Annotated in this window: 13 protein-coding genes; 3 read left to right on the forward strand and 10 right to left on the reverse strand. The window is 70.0% G+C overall.

The features are described from left to right. Positions 1-110 precede the first annotated feature (110 nt). Positions 111-893, reverse strand: coding sequence for a helix-turn-helix domain-containing protein (locus Q8S40_RS24790; protein WP_305672549.1), 783 nt, complete (start codon positions 891-893; stop codon positions 111-113). A 111-nt stretch (positions 894-1,004) separates the two neighbouring features. On the opposite strand from Q8S40_RS24790, the gene Q8S40_RS24795 reads away from it, so the two are divergent. Together Q8S40_RS24795 and Q8S40_RS24800 are read left to right on the forward strand one after the other, a co-directional pair. Further along, complete coding sequence (locus Q8S40_RS24795) at positions 1,005-1,397, forward strand: hypothetical protein (RefSeq protein ID WP_305672550.1); 393 nt, start codon at positions 1,005-1,007, stop codon at positions 1,395-1,397. Next, positions 1,394-2,206 carry an alpha/beta fold hydrolase gene (locus Q8S40_RS24800; RefSeq protein WP_305672551.1) on the forward strand — a complete coding sequence of 271 codons (813 nt, stop codon included), beginning with the start codon at positions 1,394-1,396 and terminating at the stop codon, positions 2,204-2,206. Before Q8S40_RS24795 ends, Q8S40_RS24800 begins: the two co-directional genes overlap by 4 nt. Here the strand turns inward: Q8S40_RS24800 and Q8S40_RS24805 are convergent. The 7 genes from Q8S40_RS24805 to Q8S40_RS24835 are packed head-to-tail and all read right to left on the reverse strand — an operon-like array spanning position 2,190 to position 8,915. Beyond that, the gene (locus Q8S40_RS24805) at positions 2,190-3,407 is read right to left on the reverse strand and encodes a class I SAM-dependent methyltransferase (RefSeq protein ID WP_305672552.1); all 1,218 of its coding nucleotides are present in this window, start codon (positions 3,405-3,407) and stop codon (positions 2,190-2,192) included. The genes Q8S40_RS24800 and Q8S40_RS24805 overlap by 17 nt on opposite strands. Then, the gene (locus Q8S40_RS24810; RefSeq protein WP_305672553.1) at positions 3,404-5,059 is read right to left on the reverse strand and encodes a molybdopterin-binding/glycosyltransferase family 2 protein; all 1,656 of its coding nucleotides are present in this window, start codon (positions 5,057-5,059) and stop codon (positions 3,404-3,406) included. Before Q8S40_RS24810 ends, Q8S40_RS24805 begins: the two co-directional genes overlap by 4 nt. Continuing rightward, a complete protein-coding gene (locus tag Q8S40_RS24815; protein WP_304807642.1) occupies positions 5,056-5,772 on the reverse strand; it encodes an XdhC family protein in 717 nt (238 codons plus the stop codon). The genes Q8S40_RS24810 and Q8S40_RS24815 overlap by 4 nt, the downstream gene beginning before the upstream one ends. Then, on the reverse strand, positions 5,769-6,092 hold the full coding sequence (locus tag Q8S40_RS24820; RefSeq protein ID WP_304807644.1) for an XdhC family protein: 324 nt from the start codon (positions 6,090-6,092) through the stop codon (positions 5,769-5,771). The genes Q8S40_RS24815 and Q8S40_RS24820 overlap by 4 nt, the downstream gene beginning before the upstream one ends. After that, the gene (locus tag Q8S40_RS24825; protein WP_305672554.1) at positions 6,089-7,312 is read right to left on the reverse strand and encodes a VWA domain-containing protein; all 1,224 of its coding nucleotides are present in this window, start codon (positions 7,310-7,312) and stop codon (positions 6,089-6,091) included. Before Q8S40_RS24825 ends, Q8S40_RS24820 begins: the two co-directional genes overlap by 4 nt. Continuing rightward, positions 7,309-8,217, reverse strand: a complete 909-nt coding sequence (locus Q8S40_RS24830; protein WP_305672589.1) for a MoxR family ATPase — start codon at positions 8,215-8,217, stop codon at positions 7,309-7,311. The genes Q8S40_RS24825 and Q8S40_RS24830 overlap by 4 nt, the downstream gene beginning before the upstream one ends. 2 nt (positions 8,218-8,219) lie before the next feature. Then, complete coding sequence (locus tag Q8S40_RS24835) at positions 8,220-8,915, reverse strand: CoxG family protein (RefSeq protein WP_304807646.1); 696 nt, start codon at positions 8,913-8,915, stop codon at positions 8,220-8,222. 176 nt (positions 8,916-9,091) lie between these two features. On the opposite strand from Q8S40_RS24835, the gene Q8S40_RS24840 reads away from it, so the two are divergent. Further along, positions 9,092-10,504, forward strand: a complete 1,413-nt coding sequence (locus Q8S40_RS24840; protein WP_305672555.1) for a sodium:proton antiporter — start codon at positions 9,092-9,094, stop codon at positions 10,502-10,504. A 141-nt stretch (positions 10,505-10,645) separates the two neighbouring features. On the opposite strand, the gene Q8S40_RS24845 is transcribed toward Q8S40_RS24840, so the two are convergent. Together Q8S40_RS24845 and Q8S40_RS24850 are read right to left on the reverse strand one after the other, a co-directional pair. Next, the gene (locus Q8S40_RS24845; RefSeq protein ID WP_305672556.1) at positions 10,646-14,974 is read right to left on the reverse strand and encodes a calcium-binding protein; all 4,329 of its coding nucleotides are present in this window, start codon (positions 14,972-14,974) and stop codon (positions 10,646-10,648) included. Positions 14,975-15,061: 87 nt separating this feature from the next. Continuing rightward, positions 15,062-15,820 (reverse strand): hypothetical protein, encoded by a 759-nt coding sequence (locus tag Q8S40_RS24850; RefSeq protein WP_305672557.1) that lies wholly within the window; start codon positions 15,818-15,820, stop codon positions 15,062-15,064. Positions 15,821-15,911: the final 91 nt, after the last annotated feature.

The following is a 15,911-nucleotide window of genomic DNA, read 5'->3' on the forward strand; positions in this document are numbered from 1 at the left end:
GCTCGACGGACCGCCTCTGTCGTGGTGGCGCTCCCATGGAGAACTTGGCCCATAGCGCATCCCTCCATCCAGGCGACAAGAATGCACCATCAAAGCCTGGGACCAAACATCTAGGATAACTGGCGCAGCCGCGCCGCCGTCTCCGGATCAGCAGGATAGAAGGCTTCGATCGCCAGTTCCGACAGTGTCACCTCCACTGGCGTCCCGAAGACGGCGGTGGTGGACAGCAGGGCGAGCCGCCCAGCCGGGCTGTCCAGCAATAGCGGCACCACCAGGCCGCCGGGGATCAGCGCCGGGCTGGAGGGCGCGGCCATGGGCGGCGCGGTCAGTGCGCGCAACTCCGTCAGCAGGGCGGCCAGCACCCCATCGCCGCTGGCCTCCACCTGCCGGTGCAGCCGTTCCAGAACATGCGCGCGCCATTCGGCGAAATTGCCGATGCGCGGCGCCAGCCCGGCCGGGTGCAGGCTGAGCCGCAGCACATTCGCCGGCGGGGCCAGCAGGGCAGGATCACCGATACCCTTCAATAATTTCGGCAGAACCGCATTTGCCGCCACCAGGTGCCAGTGCCGGTCCACTGCCAGGGCCGGGTTCGGCGCCTGCGCATCCAGGATCATCTGCACCGCCTCCCGCATCCCGCCCATCGCCACATCCTCGCGATAGGCAGGGGCATATCCCGCCGCCAGCAGCAGCGTGTTGCGGGCGCGCAGCGGCACATCGAGCTGCGTGGCAAGCCGCAGCACCATCTCCCGGCTCGGGCTGGCGCGGCCGGATTCGACGTAGCTGAGATGGCGGGTCGAGACCTCCGCATCCAATGCGAGGTCCAACTGGCTGCGGCGCCGGCGCTGGCGCCATTCGCGCAGCAAAAGGCCGATCGGCGGATGGGGCGTGGACATGGCGGCATCCTAGCGCCGGGCTGCGCCCGCTTCCCATGACCTCCGAGGTTATCGCGCGGCGGCGGCGGGCGGGTGTTGGCTGCGGCCATCGGAACCAGAAGGAGGACCCCGATGCGAAATACTCCCCTGCTGAAACTGGCGCTGCTTGGTGATGCCGCGGCCTGCGCCGTCTCCGGCCTGTTCCTGGCCGCCGGTGCCGCAGCGCTGGCGGTGCCGCTCGGCCTGCCGGAGGCGCTGCTGCGCGGCGCCGGGCTGGCCCTGCTGCCCTGGGCGGCCTTCCTGGCCTTCACCGGCAGCCGCGCGAGCCCGTCCCGGGGCGCCGTGCTTGCGATCATCGGGCTGAACACGCTGTGGGTGCTGGACAGCCTGCTGCTGGCCGCCGGCGCCTTCGGCCTGGCGCCGCGCCAGCTCGGGGCGGGCTTCATCCTGGCGCAGGCCGCCATCGCCGCGGGCTTCACCGCGCTGCAGATCCTGGCGTTGCGCCGGGCGGCGGTGGCGGCATGATCCGTACCCGCGATGGCGTTGCCCTGTTCCACCGCGACATCGGCCAGGGCCCGCCTGTCCTGTTCCTGGCCAGCTGGTCGCTGCCGAGCGACAGCTGGTTCCCGCAGATGCAGGCCATGGTCACGGCTGGCCTGCGGGCCGTGGCCTATGACCGGCGCGGCCATGGCCGGTCCGACGACCCGGGCCGCGGCTGGGACTACGACACCCTGGCCGATGATCTGGCGGATGTGCTGGCGGCACGCGACCTGCGCGGCGTCACGCTGGTCGCCATGTCCGGTGCGGCCGGGGAGGCGGTGCGCTACCTGACCCGCCATGGCCGTGGCCGCGTGGCGCGGCTGGCTTTGCTCGGCCCGGCCACGCCGCTGCTGGCCCATCGCCCGGATAATCCGCAGGGCATCCCGGCCGAGGCGCTGCAGGCGTTGCGGGCGGAGCTGGAGCGGGATTTCCCGCTCTGGCTGGCACGGAATGCGCGGGATTTCGGCGGGCCGAACGCCTCGGAGACCATGCTGGACTGGATTTGCAGCCTCGCCCGCCAGGCCAGCCTTCCCTTCCTGCTGGGTTTTCATCGCAGCCTGGCCGAGACCGATTTCCGCGAGGAACTGCGACGGCTGGACCTGCCCGTGCTGGTCATCCAGGGCGATGCGGATGCGACCTGCCCGATCAACCCGACAGGCCGCGCTACGGTGGCGCTGGTGCCAGGCGCCAGGCTGCTGGTCTATCCGGGCGCGCCGCATGGGCTGATCGCCAGCGATCCGGCGCGGCTGGCGGCGGATCTGCTGGCTTTCGCGCGGGTCAGCCCGGCAGGGTGAGGCGCTGGCCGAGCCCCGGCTCGCCAAACCAGCGCACATGCTCCGCCACCAGGTCCAGCGACAGCGCGGCGCCTTCGGGCAGGGCGATCCGCAGCCGCGTCTCCACCGCCGCGCCGGGCGGCAGCGGCGCCTTGAGGAACTGGTGGCGGTGCCAGTTGCGGTTGGCCAGCGTGCCATCCGGCTTCAGCAGCAACAGGCCGAGATTGACCGCACCGCGCTGCGCGCCGGAGGGCAGCCACCCGGCGCTGCCCTGATTCTCCACCCGCAGCGACAAATCCAGCCCTGTCGCATCCCGCCGCAGCGAAAGGACCTGGATCCTGGCCAGCAGCCCCTCCCGCTGGCGGCTATCCGGGCCGGCGGCGGCGGCGGGGGTGGCGCCGCGATGCAGCACGAACATCCGGAAGCCTTCCAGCACCGGTCGCGCCAGGGCGCGATAGGTATCCGCGGCGGGGTGCGGCGGCGGCGGGCCGCGCTCGAACTCATGCATATACAGCGCCTGGAATTCGGCCACCGGCAGCATGCGCGGCCGCACGGTGAACAGGCCGACCTCCATCCGCACGAAGCCCTGCGCCTGGGCCGCGTCCCAGATCGCCTGCACCTGGATGTCGTTCTCGATCACGCCATGCCGGCGCATCTCGGCCTGGGAGGAGGAGGCGCCGGAATGGCGCGGGCCGGGTTCCATGAAGATGGCGCTGCCATCGGGTGCCAGCACGCGGGCGAATTCGGCGAGGACCGCCGCCTGGTCCGGTACATGGTGGAAAGCCTCGTGGCACAGGATGCGGTCCTGGCTGGCATTCGCCACCGCCAGCCGAATCCCGTCATATGGCGCATAGCGCAGCTTGCCGGCGAGGTCCGGATGGTAGCGCGCATCATGCGCCGCCGCCGCCGCCAGCGCCTTGGGCGCGATATCCGTGGCCACCACACGGCAGCCCGCCTGCGCCAGTTCCCGCCCCAGCCAGGCGACACCGCAGCCGAATTCCAGCACCCGCAATCCGGGCGAGAGGTCCGCCGCTTCCAGCATCGCGCCCAGCCGCATCAGGTTTGGCCCGGCCTTGTCGAGCGGCGCGAAGGGCTTGCGGAAGCTCCAATGCTCCGGCGTCAGGTCGTCATGGGAGGCATCGGCGCGCCGCGCATGCTCGGCCAGGGGAACCTCCGCGATCAGCCGGCGGACATCGATCGGCTGGTCTGCGGCGGAACTCACCGGCGGGGCGCCGCGTCGGGCAGGCCCTTCAGGCTTTCCGTCGTGTCGAAGTCCCGCAGCACCGCGTCGCTCGCCATCTCGACCTCCACCAACCGGTCGGCGTGCTTCGCGGCCAGGTGGCGGGCGCCGATATCGCCGGTGATGGCCAGCATCTCGGTCAGGAATTCGCGCGACCACAGCATCGGGTTGCCCTGCTTGCCGCGGAAGGTGGGCTGTACGATGGCCCGGCTTTCATCGGGGTCGAAGGCGGACATCAGCCGGTCGAACATGGCGGCGGTGACCAGCGGCATGTCGCCGAGGCAGACCATGATGCCCTCCGCCTCCGCCGGCACCGCCGCCAGCCCGGCCTTGAGGGAGGAGGACAGGCCCTCGGCGTAGGAATCGGCATGGGCGAACAGCACCGGCCGCCCGGCCAGCGCTTCCTCGATCCGCTCCCGCTCATGCCCCGTCACCACGATGACCGGTGAGGCGTGGGAGGCCAGCACATTGTCCACGACGCGCAGGATCATCGGCACGCCCTTGCTGTCCGGCACCAGCAGCTTGTTCAGCGGCGCCATGCGGCGGGACCGGCCGGCGGCGAGCACCAGGGCGCAGACCGTGCGCGCGCGGCGCGGCATGTTGGTCAGCGGCGGGGTGCGCGGCGCCTCGGCACGGGGCAGGGGGCGCTGCTCGATCTCCTTCAGCAGGCCGCCGACGCCCATGCCCATGATGTCCCGCGCCGTGACCTTGCGGCCGGCGAAGATGCGGGCGAGCACCCAGTCGAAGCCGTTCAGCTTGGGGCTGCGGGCGCAGCCGGGCAGCACCATGGCCGGTACGTCGCCCACGCGGCCGAGGCAGATCAGATTGCCCGGGTCCACCGGCATGCCGAAATGCTCGATGCTGCCGCCGGCCCGCACGATCGCCGCCGGGCCGATGTCGCGCCGGTCCACCACGGCGGAGGCGCCGGCGATCAGCAGCAACTCGGCGCCCGCGCGCTTCAGCCGTGCCAGCGCATCCGCCACCGGCCCTTCCTCATGCCGCACGCGTTCCACCGGCAGCATGGTGCCGAGCAGGGCGCGGATGCGGGTTTCCGTCGCCTCCACCGCGCCTTCCATGACGCTTTCCTTGATGCCGGGCAGCTCCGTCAGCACCAGGCCGACACTGAGCGGACGGAACGGGTGCACCGCCAGCGCCTGTCCTGGTTTGCGGCCACGCGCCAGTGCCTCCACCACCGCCAGCACCCGGCCGGGCACGGCGAAGGGGATGATCTTGATGGTGGCCAGCATCTCCTTCGTGTCCACCACGGTGTTGTTGGCCAGGGTGGCGATGGTGATGCTTTCATCCACCGCGTTGATGCGTTCGATCAGCGCCGCGTCCAGCGTGAACAGGCCCGGGCTTTCGGCGAACAGGTTCACCCGGCCCGTGGCCGCACGGGACCGCGCGATGAGTGGGGCCATCAGCGCATCGGCGATGCGATCCGCCGCCTCATCCTCCGGCACGTCGCCGGCTTCGAGGCGCGCGGTGATGACGTCCCGCTTGCCGGCCTCCCGCAAGGTGGCGATCGCCGCCTCGTCCAGCACCGTGCCTTTCTTCAGCACCTTGCCGGTCAGGCGGACGGTGTGGGCGAGGACGGCGCCGCGGGCTTCATCCAGCGGAGTGGGACCGAAATTCATGTCTTGTCCGGCTTTGGCCCGCGGGCGGTTTCAGGTGCCGCTCTGCGGCGGGTGGCGACGATCTGGGCGAGGATGGAGACCGCGATTTCCGCGGCCGTGATGGCACCGATGTCGAGCCCGACCGGCGCGTGGATCTTCTCCAGCTCCGCCTCCGTCAGCCCCGCCTCGCGCAGTCTTTCCAGGCGCTTGGCATGCGTCTTTCGACTTCCGAGACAGCCGATGTAGAAGGCCGGGCTGCGGAGTGCGACCTCCAGCGCCGGGTCGTCCAGCTTCGGGTCGTGGGTCAGCGTGACCACCGCCGTGCGGGTATCGGGGGCCAGCGCCGTCATCGCCTCATCCGGCCAGTCGCCGGAGATTGCAACCTCGGCGCCCAGCCTTTCCTCCGTCGCGAAGGCGCGGCGCGGGTCCACCACCGTCACGGCATAGCCGAGGGTCGCGGCCATCGGCACCAGCGCCTGCGCGATATGCACGGCACCCACCACGATCAGCCGCAGCGGCGGGTTGTGCGGGTGGATGAACCAGGTCTCGCCATCCAGCACCAGGTTGCGGGCCTTGTCGGCGCGCAGCGCGGCGGCGGCCTCGGCGGCCAGGGCGTCCGGCAGTGAATCTCCGGGGAACAGCGTCTGCGCGCCATCGGGCAGGCGGGTCAGCAGCGCCACCGGGCGCTTGGCGGCACGGGCTTCGTTCAACCGGGCGAGCAGGTCGGGCGTCATCCGAGCTTCTCGACAAAGACCTTCAGCTTGCCGCCGCAGGCCAGCCCAACTTCCCAGGCGCGATCATCCGAGATGCCGAAATCGAGCAATTGCGGCGTGCCGGTCTGCATGGTCTGCCGCGCCACATCGGCCACCGCCCCCTCGATGCAGCCACCGGAGACACTGCCCTCCATGCGGCCGGAGGCGGTGACGACCAGGCGCGAGCCGGCCGGTCGCGGGGAGGACCCCCAGGTTTCCACCACGGTGGCGATCGCCACATCCTCCCCCTCCGCCTTCCAGGCGGCGGCGGTGGCGAGAAGGTCCTCGGATTCCGCGCTCATGCCGCGCTCCTCATTCGCCCGGCGCGCGGATCCGACAGGACGGAGACCAGGTCGCGCAGGCTCGCCAGATTATGGACCGGGCGGAATTCGTCCACATGCGGAAGCATCGCCCGGATCCCCTGAGATTTGGGCTGGAAGCCGGAGTAACGCAACAGCGGGTTGAGCCAGATCAGCCTTCGGCAGGATTTCTGCAGCCGGTCCGTCGCCTCCGACAGTCCGCGCGCCCCCTCCCGGTCCAGCCCATCGGTGATCAGTAACACCACCGCGCCCTGGCCGAGCACCCGGCGCGACCAGAGGCGGTTGAACAAATCCAGCGAATCGCCGATGCGGGTGCCGCCCGACCAATCGGGCACCGCATGGGCCACCGCCTCGAACGCGACCTCGGCATCGCGATGGCGCAGCGGGCGGGTGACGTTGGTCAGGCGGGTGCCGAACAGGAAGGTGTGGACGCGGTCGCGGTCATTCGCCACCGCATGCAGGAAGTGGATCAGGATCTGCGCGTAGCGGGCCATGCTGCCGGAGATGTCGCAAAGCGCCACCAGCGGCGGCGGGCGGACCACGCGGCGGCGGCGCGAGATGTCCAGGATCTCGCCACCCGTGCGCAGGCTTTCGCGCACCGTGGCGCGCAGATCCGTCACCGGGCCGCGCGGATCGGGGCGGAAGCGGCGGGTGGGGCGGGCATCGAGCGGCAGCACCAGGCGGCGGATTTCCCTTTTCGCGGCGGCGAGGTCGGCGGCGGACATCGCCTCGAAATCGATCGACTGCAGGCGTTCGCGCTCGCTGACCGTGAAGGTCATGTCGACGCGTTCCTCGGGCGGTTCCTCGACGGGCTTCGGCGGCTTGGGGCGGTCGCCCTGCATCGCCTCGGCCAGCCGGCGCTGCGCCGGGGTTGGCTTCGCTTGTTCCTTGAAACCATCCATCAGCGCCATCGCGGTGGCGTGGCGCGCCGCTTCGGGGTCGCGCCAGAACAGGCCGAAGGCCTGGTCGAAGACGATAAAATGCTCCTGCCGGTGCACCATGGTGGCGCGCAGCGCGGCATGGGCCTCGCCGCGGTTCCCGAGATCGATCGCGGTCAGCGCCTCGGCGCCCGCCAGCATCTCCGTCGGCCCCACCGGCACGCCGGCGCGGCGCAGCAGCCGGCCGAAGGCGAGCAGATTGACCGCCAGCGCACCGCCGGGTTCTACCGGGGGCAGGGACAGCGATGATTTCGGCGGGATCACGCCGCGCTGGCCTGCTTCGCCTCGGCCACCAGCCGCGCCGCCTCTGCGCCACGGATCTTGGCGATGTCGTCCTGGTATTTCAGCAGCGCGCCCAGCGTCTCATCCACCAGGGCCGGCTCCAGTTCCCGCGCATCCAGCGCGGAAAGTGCCGCGGCCCAGTCGATGGTCTCCGCCACGCCCGGCGGCTTGAAGGTATCCGCACCGCGCACCGCCTGGACGAAGGCAACCACCTGGGCGGACAGCGCATCGCCCACCTGCGGCGCGCGGATCTTCAGGATGGCGCGTTCGCGGGCGGCGTCGGGGTAGTCCACCCAATGATACAGGCAGCGCCGGCGGATGGCGTCATGCACCTCCCGCGTCCGGTTGCTGGTGATGACGACAACCGGCGGCGTCGCGGCCTTGACCACGCCGAGTTCCGGGATGGAAAGCTGGAAATCGGCCAGGATTTCCAGAAGGAACGCCTCGAAAGGCTCATCCGCGCGGTCCAGCTCATCGATCAGCAGGACGGCCGGCTCGCCTTCCAGCGCGTCCAGCAGCGGGCGGGATTGCAGGAAGCGGCGGTCATAGATGCCACGTTCCAGGGCCGCGCGGTCCGTCGCCTCGCCGCTGGCCTCCGCCAGGCGGATCGCCATGAGCTGCCGGGCGTGGTTCCACTCATAGGCGGCGGAGGCCAGATCCATGCCGTCATAGCATTGCAGCCGCACCAGCCGGCGCGGCAGCTGGGCCGCCAGGACCTTGGCGATCTCCGTCTTGCCGGTGCCGGGCTCCCCTTCCAGGAAGATCGGCCGGTGCATCCGCAACGCCAGGTGGATGGTGGTGGCCAGCTGCCGGTCGGCGACATAGCCGCCCGCCGCCAGCAGCCGCTGCGTGGCCGGCACGTCGGCCGGCAGGCCGGAATCGGGCACGCTCACGTCAGGAAGATCAGCGCAAGCACGACAAGCATCGCCGCCCCGCCGAGCCAGACCTGGGCCGGGAAGCCCATGAAATCCTGCGTCAGCAGCCGCAGCGGCAGCGGCATCTGCGCCGGCGCCGGGTTCGGGCGGTGCACCGGGCCACCCGGAGACATGCCATCCGCGCCATGCTGGGTGATCGGCCCGGGCGCGCCCGGCTCGGCCAGGTATTCGGTATCCGTGCCGGCAACGGCCGCGACGTCCGGCTCGGCCGGCTGCAGCTGCGCCGCGAAACGGTCGAAGAACTGGTCGGCCATGGATTTGGCCGTGCTGTCGATCAGCCGCGCGCCGAGCTGCGCCATCTTGCCGCCGACCTGCGCCTTCACATTGTAGCGCAGCAGCGTGTCGGACGGCCCCAGTTCATCCAGCGCCACATCGGCACCGCCCTTGGCGAAGCCCATGGCGCCACCCTGGCCCTCACCGGAAATGGTGTAGGAGGCCGGGGGCACGATGTTGGACAGCGTCACCTTGCCGCCGAACTTGGCCGACATCGGCCCGAGCTTCATCGACACCTTGGCCTGGAACTGGTCGTCGCCGATGCGCTCGACGCTCTCGCAGCCTGGAATCGCGGCCTGCAGGACCGCAGGATCGTTCAATGCCTCCCAAACCCGTTCCCGAGGTGCGCCGATGCGCCGTTCACCGGTCATTTCCATGCGTGGGATCTCCGCCTTGCAGCCGCGCAAGGTAGGCCCGGCAGGGCGGCGCGGAAAGGGCAGGCGGTGCAGAACCTGCCCTGGCCGGCGTGCAGCGCGGCATCGTGACGATCGGCGACGAAGGGATTAAGGCTGCCGCGGGACTTGGCTGGATTGGGGATCGAGGCATGGGGGGGATGACGGCGCTGCGCCGGATGGCGGCGGCCGGCCTGGCGCTGGCAGCGATGCTGCCGGGCCCGGCATGGGCGGCGGGAGTACCGGGGGAGGCGCTTTCGCTGGCCTGGGGCATTCCCTTCGTCGGCATCCTGATGTCGATCGCGCTGATGCCGCTGGTGGCGGGGCATCTGTGGCACCACCATTACGGCAAGATCGCCGCCCTCTGGGCCGCGCTGTTCCTGCTGCCCTTCGCCGCGGTCTTCGGCGCCGGCGCCGCGTGGTATGAATTCGCCCATGTCATGGTGCTGGAATACGTACCCTTCATCGCCCTGCTGCTGGCGCTGTACACGGCGGGCGGCGGCGTGCTGCTGAAGGGGTCCCTGGTCGGCACGCCCACCGTGAACACCGCGCTGCTGGCCATCGGCACCATCCTGGCCAGCCTGATGGGCACCACCGGCGCGGCCATGCTGCTGATCCGCCCGGTGCTGCGCGCCAACGCCTTCCGCACCCGCAAGACCCACACCTTCGTCTTCTTCATCTTCCTGGTCGCCAATATCGGCGGCAGCCTGACCCCGGTGGGCGACCCGCCGCTGTATCTCGGCTTCCTGCGCGGCGTGTCCTTCTTCTGGCCCACCACACACCTGTTCGCCCCCTTCGCCGTCGCCGCCGTGATCCTGCTCGCGGTCTATTGGGTGCTGGATACGCTGGCCTGGAACCGGGAAAAGCCGGTGGCGCCGGTGGTGGCCAAGGAAGCGGTGGGGTTGGAGGGCTGGCTGAATGTCTGGCTGGTGGTGGCCATCGTCGGCGTCGTCATCGGCATGGGCTACGTCAAGCTCGGCAGCATGAACGTGCTGGGCCAGGCGATGGAGGTGGAGCGGGTGCTGGGCGTCCTGCTGTTCCTGGCCATCACGGGCATTTCCGTGGCCTTCACCAGCAATGCGCTGCGGGAGGCGAATGGCTTCGCCTGGGGCGCGATCCTGGAAGTCGCGAAGCTGTTCGCGGCGATCTTCATCTGCATGGCGCCAGTGCTCGCCATCCTCCAGGCCGGCAGCCAGGGCGCGGCCGCGGGGCTGGTCGCGCTGACCTCCGGGCCGGATGGCGCGCCGCTGCCGTGGGTGTATTTCTGGATGAGCGGGGCACTCTCCAGCTTCCTGGACAATGCGCCGACCTACATCGTGTTCTTCGAACTGGCCGGCGGCGACCCAGCGATGCTGATGACCCAGGGGGCGCTGACACTGGCCGCGATTTCCTGCGGCGCCGTGTTCATGGGGGCCAACTCCTATATCGGCAATGCGCCCAACTTCATGGTCAAGGCGATCGTCGAGGAGAACGGCGTCCGCATGCCGTCCTTCTTCGCCTATTGCGGCTGGGCGCTGCTGTTCCTGGTGCCGCTGTTCGTGCTGATCACGCTGATCTTCTTCCGGGCTGGCTAGAGTCTGGCAGGCGCAGATAGAAGCGCCTGACAGGCTCTAGCCTATTGTTTTATCGTGTGATTCACGTCTTTCGGCGATGCCGCCTCGACGATCACACTCCAGGACAGCCCCGGGAGAAGCCTGGCCTGGGGGAGGGTAGCCTCACCCCAGGCTGACATTGCCCTCGTTCAGCGCCTCCCAATCCACGCCACGCAGGTGCAGCACCTCGCCATAGCCGAGGTCGAGCGCCATATCGCGGTCGTATTCGAACAGCCGGTCCTTCACCTCCGCCACGGAAGTGAGGCCGGTGCCGCGCAGCACCAGAAGATCCTCGGCCGGGTTGAAATCACCGATCGTCACCAGCCCGGTGCCGACATCGATGATGAAGGTATCGCGCCCGGCCTCGCCGAACAGCACATCGGTGCCGCCGCCGCCGATCAGCGTATCGTCGCCCGCGCCACCCAGCAGCCAGTTGGCGCTGGCATCGCCGGTGATGACATTGTTCAGCGCGTTGCCGACACCGAAGGGCGTGCCGTTCATCAGTACCAGGTTCTCGATGTGCTCGAACAGGTAGTAGCCATCCGCGGCGCCATCGGCGATCACCGTGTCATTGCCCTCGCCGGCGAATTCGAACACCAGGTCGTTGCGTTCGCTCACGCGATACAGGTCGTTGCCGGTGCCGCCATACATGCGGTCCGCGCCCAGATGGCCATCCAGCGTGTCATCCCCCGCGCCGCCGACCAGCACATCCACCGCATCGCCGAAGCCGCCAAACAGCATGTCGTCGCCATCCATGCCGAACAGGCTGTCGGCGCCTTCGCCGCCATTGATCACATCATCCCCTGCCTCGCCCAGGATGAAGTCGTCGCCGTCATCGCCGTAGATCTCGTCCCGGTCATCGCCACCCAGGATGGTATCCGCCCCACCACCGCCGATCAGCGTATCGTCGCCCGCGCCACCCAGCAGCCAGTTGGCGCTGGCGTCGCCGGTGATGACATTGTTCAGCGCATTGCCGACACCGAGGGGCGTGCCGTTCATCAGCACCAGGTTCTCGATGTGCTCGAACAGGTAGTAGCCATCCGCCGCGCCATCGGCGATCACCGTGTCATTGCCCTCGCCGGCGAATTCGAACACCAGGTCGTTGCGTTCGCTCACGCGATACAGATCGTTGCCGGTGCCGCCATACATGCGGTCCGCGCCCAGATGGCCATCCAGCGTGTCATCCCCCGCGCCGCCGACCAGCACATCCACCGCATCGCCGGAGCCGCCGAACAGCAGGTCGTCGCCATCCATGCCGAACAGGCTGTCGGCGCCTTCGCCGCCATTGATCACATCATCCCCGGCTTCGCCCAGGATGAAGTCGTCGCCGTCATCGCCGTAGATTTCATCCCGCCCGTCGCCGCCCAGAATGGTATCCGCCCCATCGCCGCCGAACAGCGTATCGGCGCCGCCGAATCCGGCCAGAAGATTGCCCAGGTCGTTGCCCCGGATGATGTTGTCCAGCGCATTGCCATAGCCGTTGACGGCCGTGCCGCCATCGACGGCGGCGCTCAGCATCAGGTTCTCAAGTTGGTCGAACAGCACGAAGCTGACGGTGGAGATCACCTGGTCGGTGCCGGCGCCGGCGGCCTCGATCACCACATCGCCGGGGTTGTCCACGAAGTAGATGTCGTTGCCGGCGCCGCCGATCATGGTGTCGGCACCCGGCCCGCCGATCAGCGTGTCATCGCCCGCGCCGCCTTCCAGCCAGTCATCGCCCGCCCCGCCGAGCAGCATGTTGTTGCCGCCGCTGGCCTGGATGGTGTCGTTGCCGTCGCCGCCATCCAGCAGCGCGGCGCTGGTCATCGCGATCAGAAGGTCATGGCCCAGCCCGCCGAACAGCACGTCGCCGGCCGCACCCGATTCCAGCCGGTCATCGCCCGCGCCGCCGGACAGGGTCGCGGCCACGCCGCCGCTGTTGCGGAGGAAGTCGTCGCCATCCCCGCCGAGCAGCACCTGCGCGCCCATCGCGGTCAGCGTGTCCTGGCCCGCGCCGCCTTCCAGCGTGGCGGCGCCGGCACCGCCGGTCAGCACGTCATCGCCATCGCCGCCCTGCATCAGGATGGTGGCGGGCCCGCCGGTCAGCGTGTCGTTGCCCTGGCCGCCTGACTGGGTGGTGCCGCCGGTGATGATGTCGTCGCCGTCATTGCCCTCCAGCGCGCCGGCCGGGCCGCTCAGCGTGTCGTTGCCGAGGCCGCCTTGCAGCAGCACGGCACTGGCATCGCCCAGGATCGTGTCATCGCCGGCGCCGCCGATCAGCGTGCCACCGCCGGCCAGGTAGTCATCGCCGGCCTCGCCATCCGCCACACCGCCGGCCGCCCCCAGCAGCGTGTCGTTGCCGATGCCGCCGAACATCGCCGACCCCACGGCGCCGATCAGGATGTCGTCGCCATCGCCGCCATGCAGCCAGGCACCGCCCTGCAGCAGGTCGTTGCCCGCGCCGCCATCCAGCGTCGCCGCGCCGCTGCCGAGCAGGGTGTCCGCACCCTCCTCGCCGTGCATGAGAAGGCCGCCCTGGAGGACATCGTTGCCGGCGCCGCCGAACATGGTGGCGTTGTCGTCCGAATCGCTCAGGCGGTCATTGCCATCGCCGCCCCACAGCGTGTCGGCGCCGGCGCCACCTTCAATGACGTCGTCGCCATCCAGCCCCACCAGCACATCGTTGCCGGTGCCACCGTCGATGGTATCGCCCGCGGCGCCGCCGGTGATGGTGTCATCGCCAGCCAGCCCGCGCAGCAGGGAACCGGTGGCGCTGCCGGTCAGGCTGTCCCCGAAGCCGCTGCCGAAGACCGCCTCGAATCCCTCGATCGAATCCGTGCCGCCCGCCCGGGTGGCGGTGCCGGCGGCGAGGTCCACCACCACGCCGCTCGTGGCATCGGCGTAGGAGAGGGTATCGGTGCCCTCGCCACCCAGCATGGTGTCGTCGCCGAGGCCGCCGATGATCAGGTCATCCCCGGCGCCGCCCTGCATCAGGTCGTTGCCGGTGCCGCCTTGCAGGATGTCGTTGCCATTGCCACCGAGCAGCGTGGAATGGCCGGTCCCGCCATGCAGGTAGTCTTCACCTTCACCACCTGAGAGGCTGGCGCCATCCGCCCCGGCGTAAAGGCTGTCATTGCCGTCCATGCCCGCCAGCGTGTCGAAGCCGGCGAAGCCGAAAAGCTGGTTGTCATCGGCATTGCCGACGATGCTGTCGGCGTAGCCGGTGCCGCCGACATGCTCGACGCCGGTGATGGTGCCGGTGGCGAAGGCGCCGGTGCCGAAGATGCCGCCTGGCAGATCCACCACGAAGACGGAGCCGGGCGGGGCGCCCGTGGCATCGGTGAAATCGACCCGGTCGATGCCGGCGCCGCCGATGATGGTGTCCTCACCCGCGCCGTTGCGGATGTAGTCGTCGCCATCGCCGCCATCGAGCAGTTCGTAGCCGGTGCCGCCCAGCAGCGTGTCGTTGCCGGCCTGGCCGAGCAGCGTATCGGCATCGATGCCGCCGATCAGGATGTCGTTGCCGTTGCCGCCGCCCAGGATATCGGCGCTGGCGCCGCCATCGAGGTTGTCGTCGCCGTCGCCGCCCTCCAGCGTATCCACGCCATCGCCGCCGCGCAGCGTGTCGTTGCCATCGCCGCCGCGCAGCAGGTCGGCGCTGGCGCCGCCATCGAGGTAGTCATCCCCCGGGCCGCCATCCAGCGTGTCCCCGTCATCGCCGCCATAGAGGCTGTCATTGCCGGCTTCGCCATGAATCGTGTCCTGGCCCTGGCCGCCGAAGATCACGTCGTCGCCGTCACCGCCGGCCAGGCTGTCGCCATCATCGCCGCCATGCAGCGTGTCATCGCCGGCGCCGCCGATCAGCCAATCCACCCCGGCCTCGCCGTAGAGCACGTCGTCCCCGGCCCCTCCGTCGATCGTGTCGGCATCTGTGCCGCCAAACAGCGTGTCGCTGCCGGCGCCGCCGAAGATCTCGTCCGTGCCCTCGCCGCCAAAGGCGAGGTCGTCGCCGTCATCGCCATGGATGGTATCGGCCTGGTCGCCGCCGAACAGTGTGTCGTCGCCGGCGCCGCCGAACAGCAGGTCGGCGCCGGTGCCGCCATCCAGGTAGTCATCCCCGTCGCCGCCCCGCAGCGTGTCCTGGTCGCCGCCGCCATAGATCGTGTCCGCGCCGGTGCCGCCATCGATGGAATCGGCACCATCCATGCCGAACAGGCTGTCGGCGCCGGGGCCGCCGGTTATCGTGTCGTTGTCCTCGTCGCCGAAGATGGTGTCGGCACCCTCGCCGCCATGCAGCAGGTCGGCGCCGGCATTGCCGCTGATCTGGTCGTCCCCGGCGCCGCCATCGATGGTGTCGTTGCCGAGCAGCCCATAGATGGTATCGGCCCCCGGGGTCGGCGTGCCGCTGACCCCGCCGCTGATGAAGTCCGGCACGATGACGTCGTCATTGTCCGTCCCGACGATCGTCGCCATGCCGATATCCTGATCAAGTGGGACGTTAATGAGCCGCAACTATCGCGCTTCGGCGCCTCCGGCACAACGCCATCGTTGCGATAGCGATCACCCCGCCAGTCGCGGCGCCGCCAGGTTGCCCGGCCGGATCTGCGGCGCCGGGGCGCCGCGGCTGGCGCCGGTGCGCGACTCCGCGGCCTGGGCAGGCGCGATGGTCGCGAGCTGGGCATCGATGGCGGCCAGCAGGTCGGCGCCGGACCAGGTGCCGCCGCCATGGCGGCCGGCCTCGACCAGCCCATCCGGCAACGTGGCGTAGGCGGCGAACCGCACCAGCTTGTCGGCGGGCAGCCGCACGCCGCGCTCAGGCAGCACCGGCGCGATCAGCGCGGTCCCATCAGCCTCCAGCCGCACATGCACCGGGCCGGCCAGGCCGGATGCGGTGACGACCTCCGCCAACCGGTGCGCCTCCATCCGCGCGGCTTCCTCAAGCGGGGTTCGCAGCAGCGGCGGCAGGTCGCCCGGTGGCGGCAGGCCCGCCGCATTGCGCGGCGATCGGGTCACTGGCATGCGGAGTGCTCCGGCCGGGAGCGGGCTGCCGAAGGGCGGGCCGGCGGAGGGCGGGCCGGCGGGCATGCCCGCACGGCCCGGCTCCGGCCGCGGTGCCCGGCCGGGCGCGGTGACGGTCGCGGCCGGGCGTTCCTTCGGAAACAGCACGGAATGGCCCCAGATGAAGGCCACCAGCCCCATGCCGCCCAGGGCGAGCTGGGTGGGCAGGGGGAGCGAGGTGAGGGTGATGATGGCGCCAGTCCAGAGCGCGGTTCCAACGAGGCCGACCAGCCAGTAGCTGAGCATGGAGACGGTACGCATCACGCACTCCGGGCAAAGGGCGAGCGAGTATTTTTGCTCGTTAATGCATTTTTTAGACTTCGCCCGGAAGTTGCGTCAAGCGCAAACTGGT

Origin of the sequence: Falsiroseomonas sp., from assembly GCF_030695085.1 — a bacterium.
Lineage (GTDB): Bacteria > Pseudomonadota > Alphaproteobacteria > Acetobacterales > Acetobacteraceae > Falsiroseomonas.

Bases quoted from the DNA above. Each gene is read 5' to 3' on its own strand.
- Q8S40_RS24790 (WP_305672549.1), bottom strand. From the start codon at position 893: ATGTCCACGCCCCATCCGCCGATCGGCCTTTTGCTGCGCGAATGGCGC.
- Q8S40_RS24795 (WP_305672550.1), top strand. From the start codon at position 1,005: ATGCGAAATACTCCCCTGCTGAAACTGGCGCTGCTTGGTGATGCCGCG.
- Q8S40_RS24800 (WP_305672551.1), top strand. From the start codon at position 1,394: ATGATCCGTACCCGCGATGGCGTTGCCCTGTTCCACCGCGACATCGGC.
- Q8S40_RS24810 (WP_305672553.1), bottom strand. From the start codon at position 5,059: ATGAATTTCGGTCCCACTCCGCTGGATGAAGCCCGCGGCGCCGTCCTC.
- Q8S40_RS24815 (WP_304807642.1), bottom strand. From the start codon at position 5,772: ATGACGCCCGACCTGCTCGCCCGGTTGAACGAAGCCCGTGCCGCCAAG.
- Q8S40_RS24820 (WP_304807644.1), bottom strand. From the start codon at position 6,092: ATGAGCGCGGAATCCGAGGACCTTCTCGCCACCGCCGCCGCCTGGAAG.
- Q8S40_RS24835 (WP_304807646.1), bottom strand. From the start codon at position 8,915: ATGGAAATGACCGGTGAACGGCGCATCGGCGCACCTCGGGAACGGGTT.
- Q8S40_RS24840 (WP_305672555.1), top strand. From the start codon at position 9,092: ATGACGGCGCTGCGCCGGATGGCGGCGGCCGGCCTGGCGCTGGCAGCG.
- Q8S40_RS24845 (WP_305672556.1), bottom strand. From the start codon at position 14,974: ATGGCGACGATCGTCGGGACGGACAATGACGACGTCATCGTGCCGGAC.
- Q8S40_RS24850 (WP_305672557.1), bottom strand. From the start codon at position 15,820: ATGCGTACCGTCTCCATGCTCAGCTACTGGCTGGTCGGCCTCGTTGGA.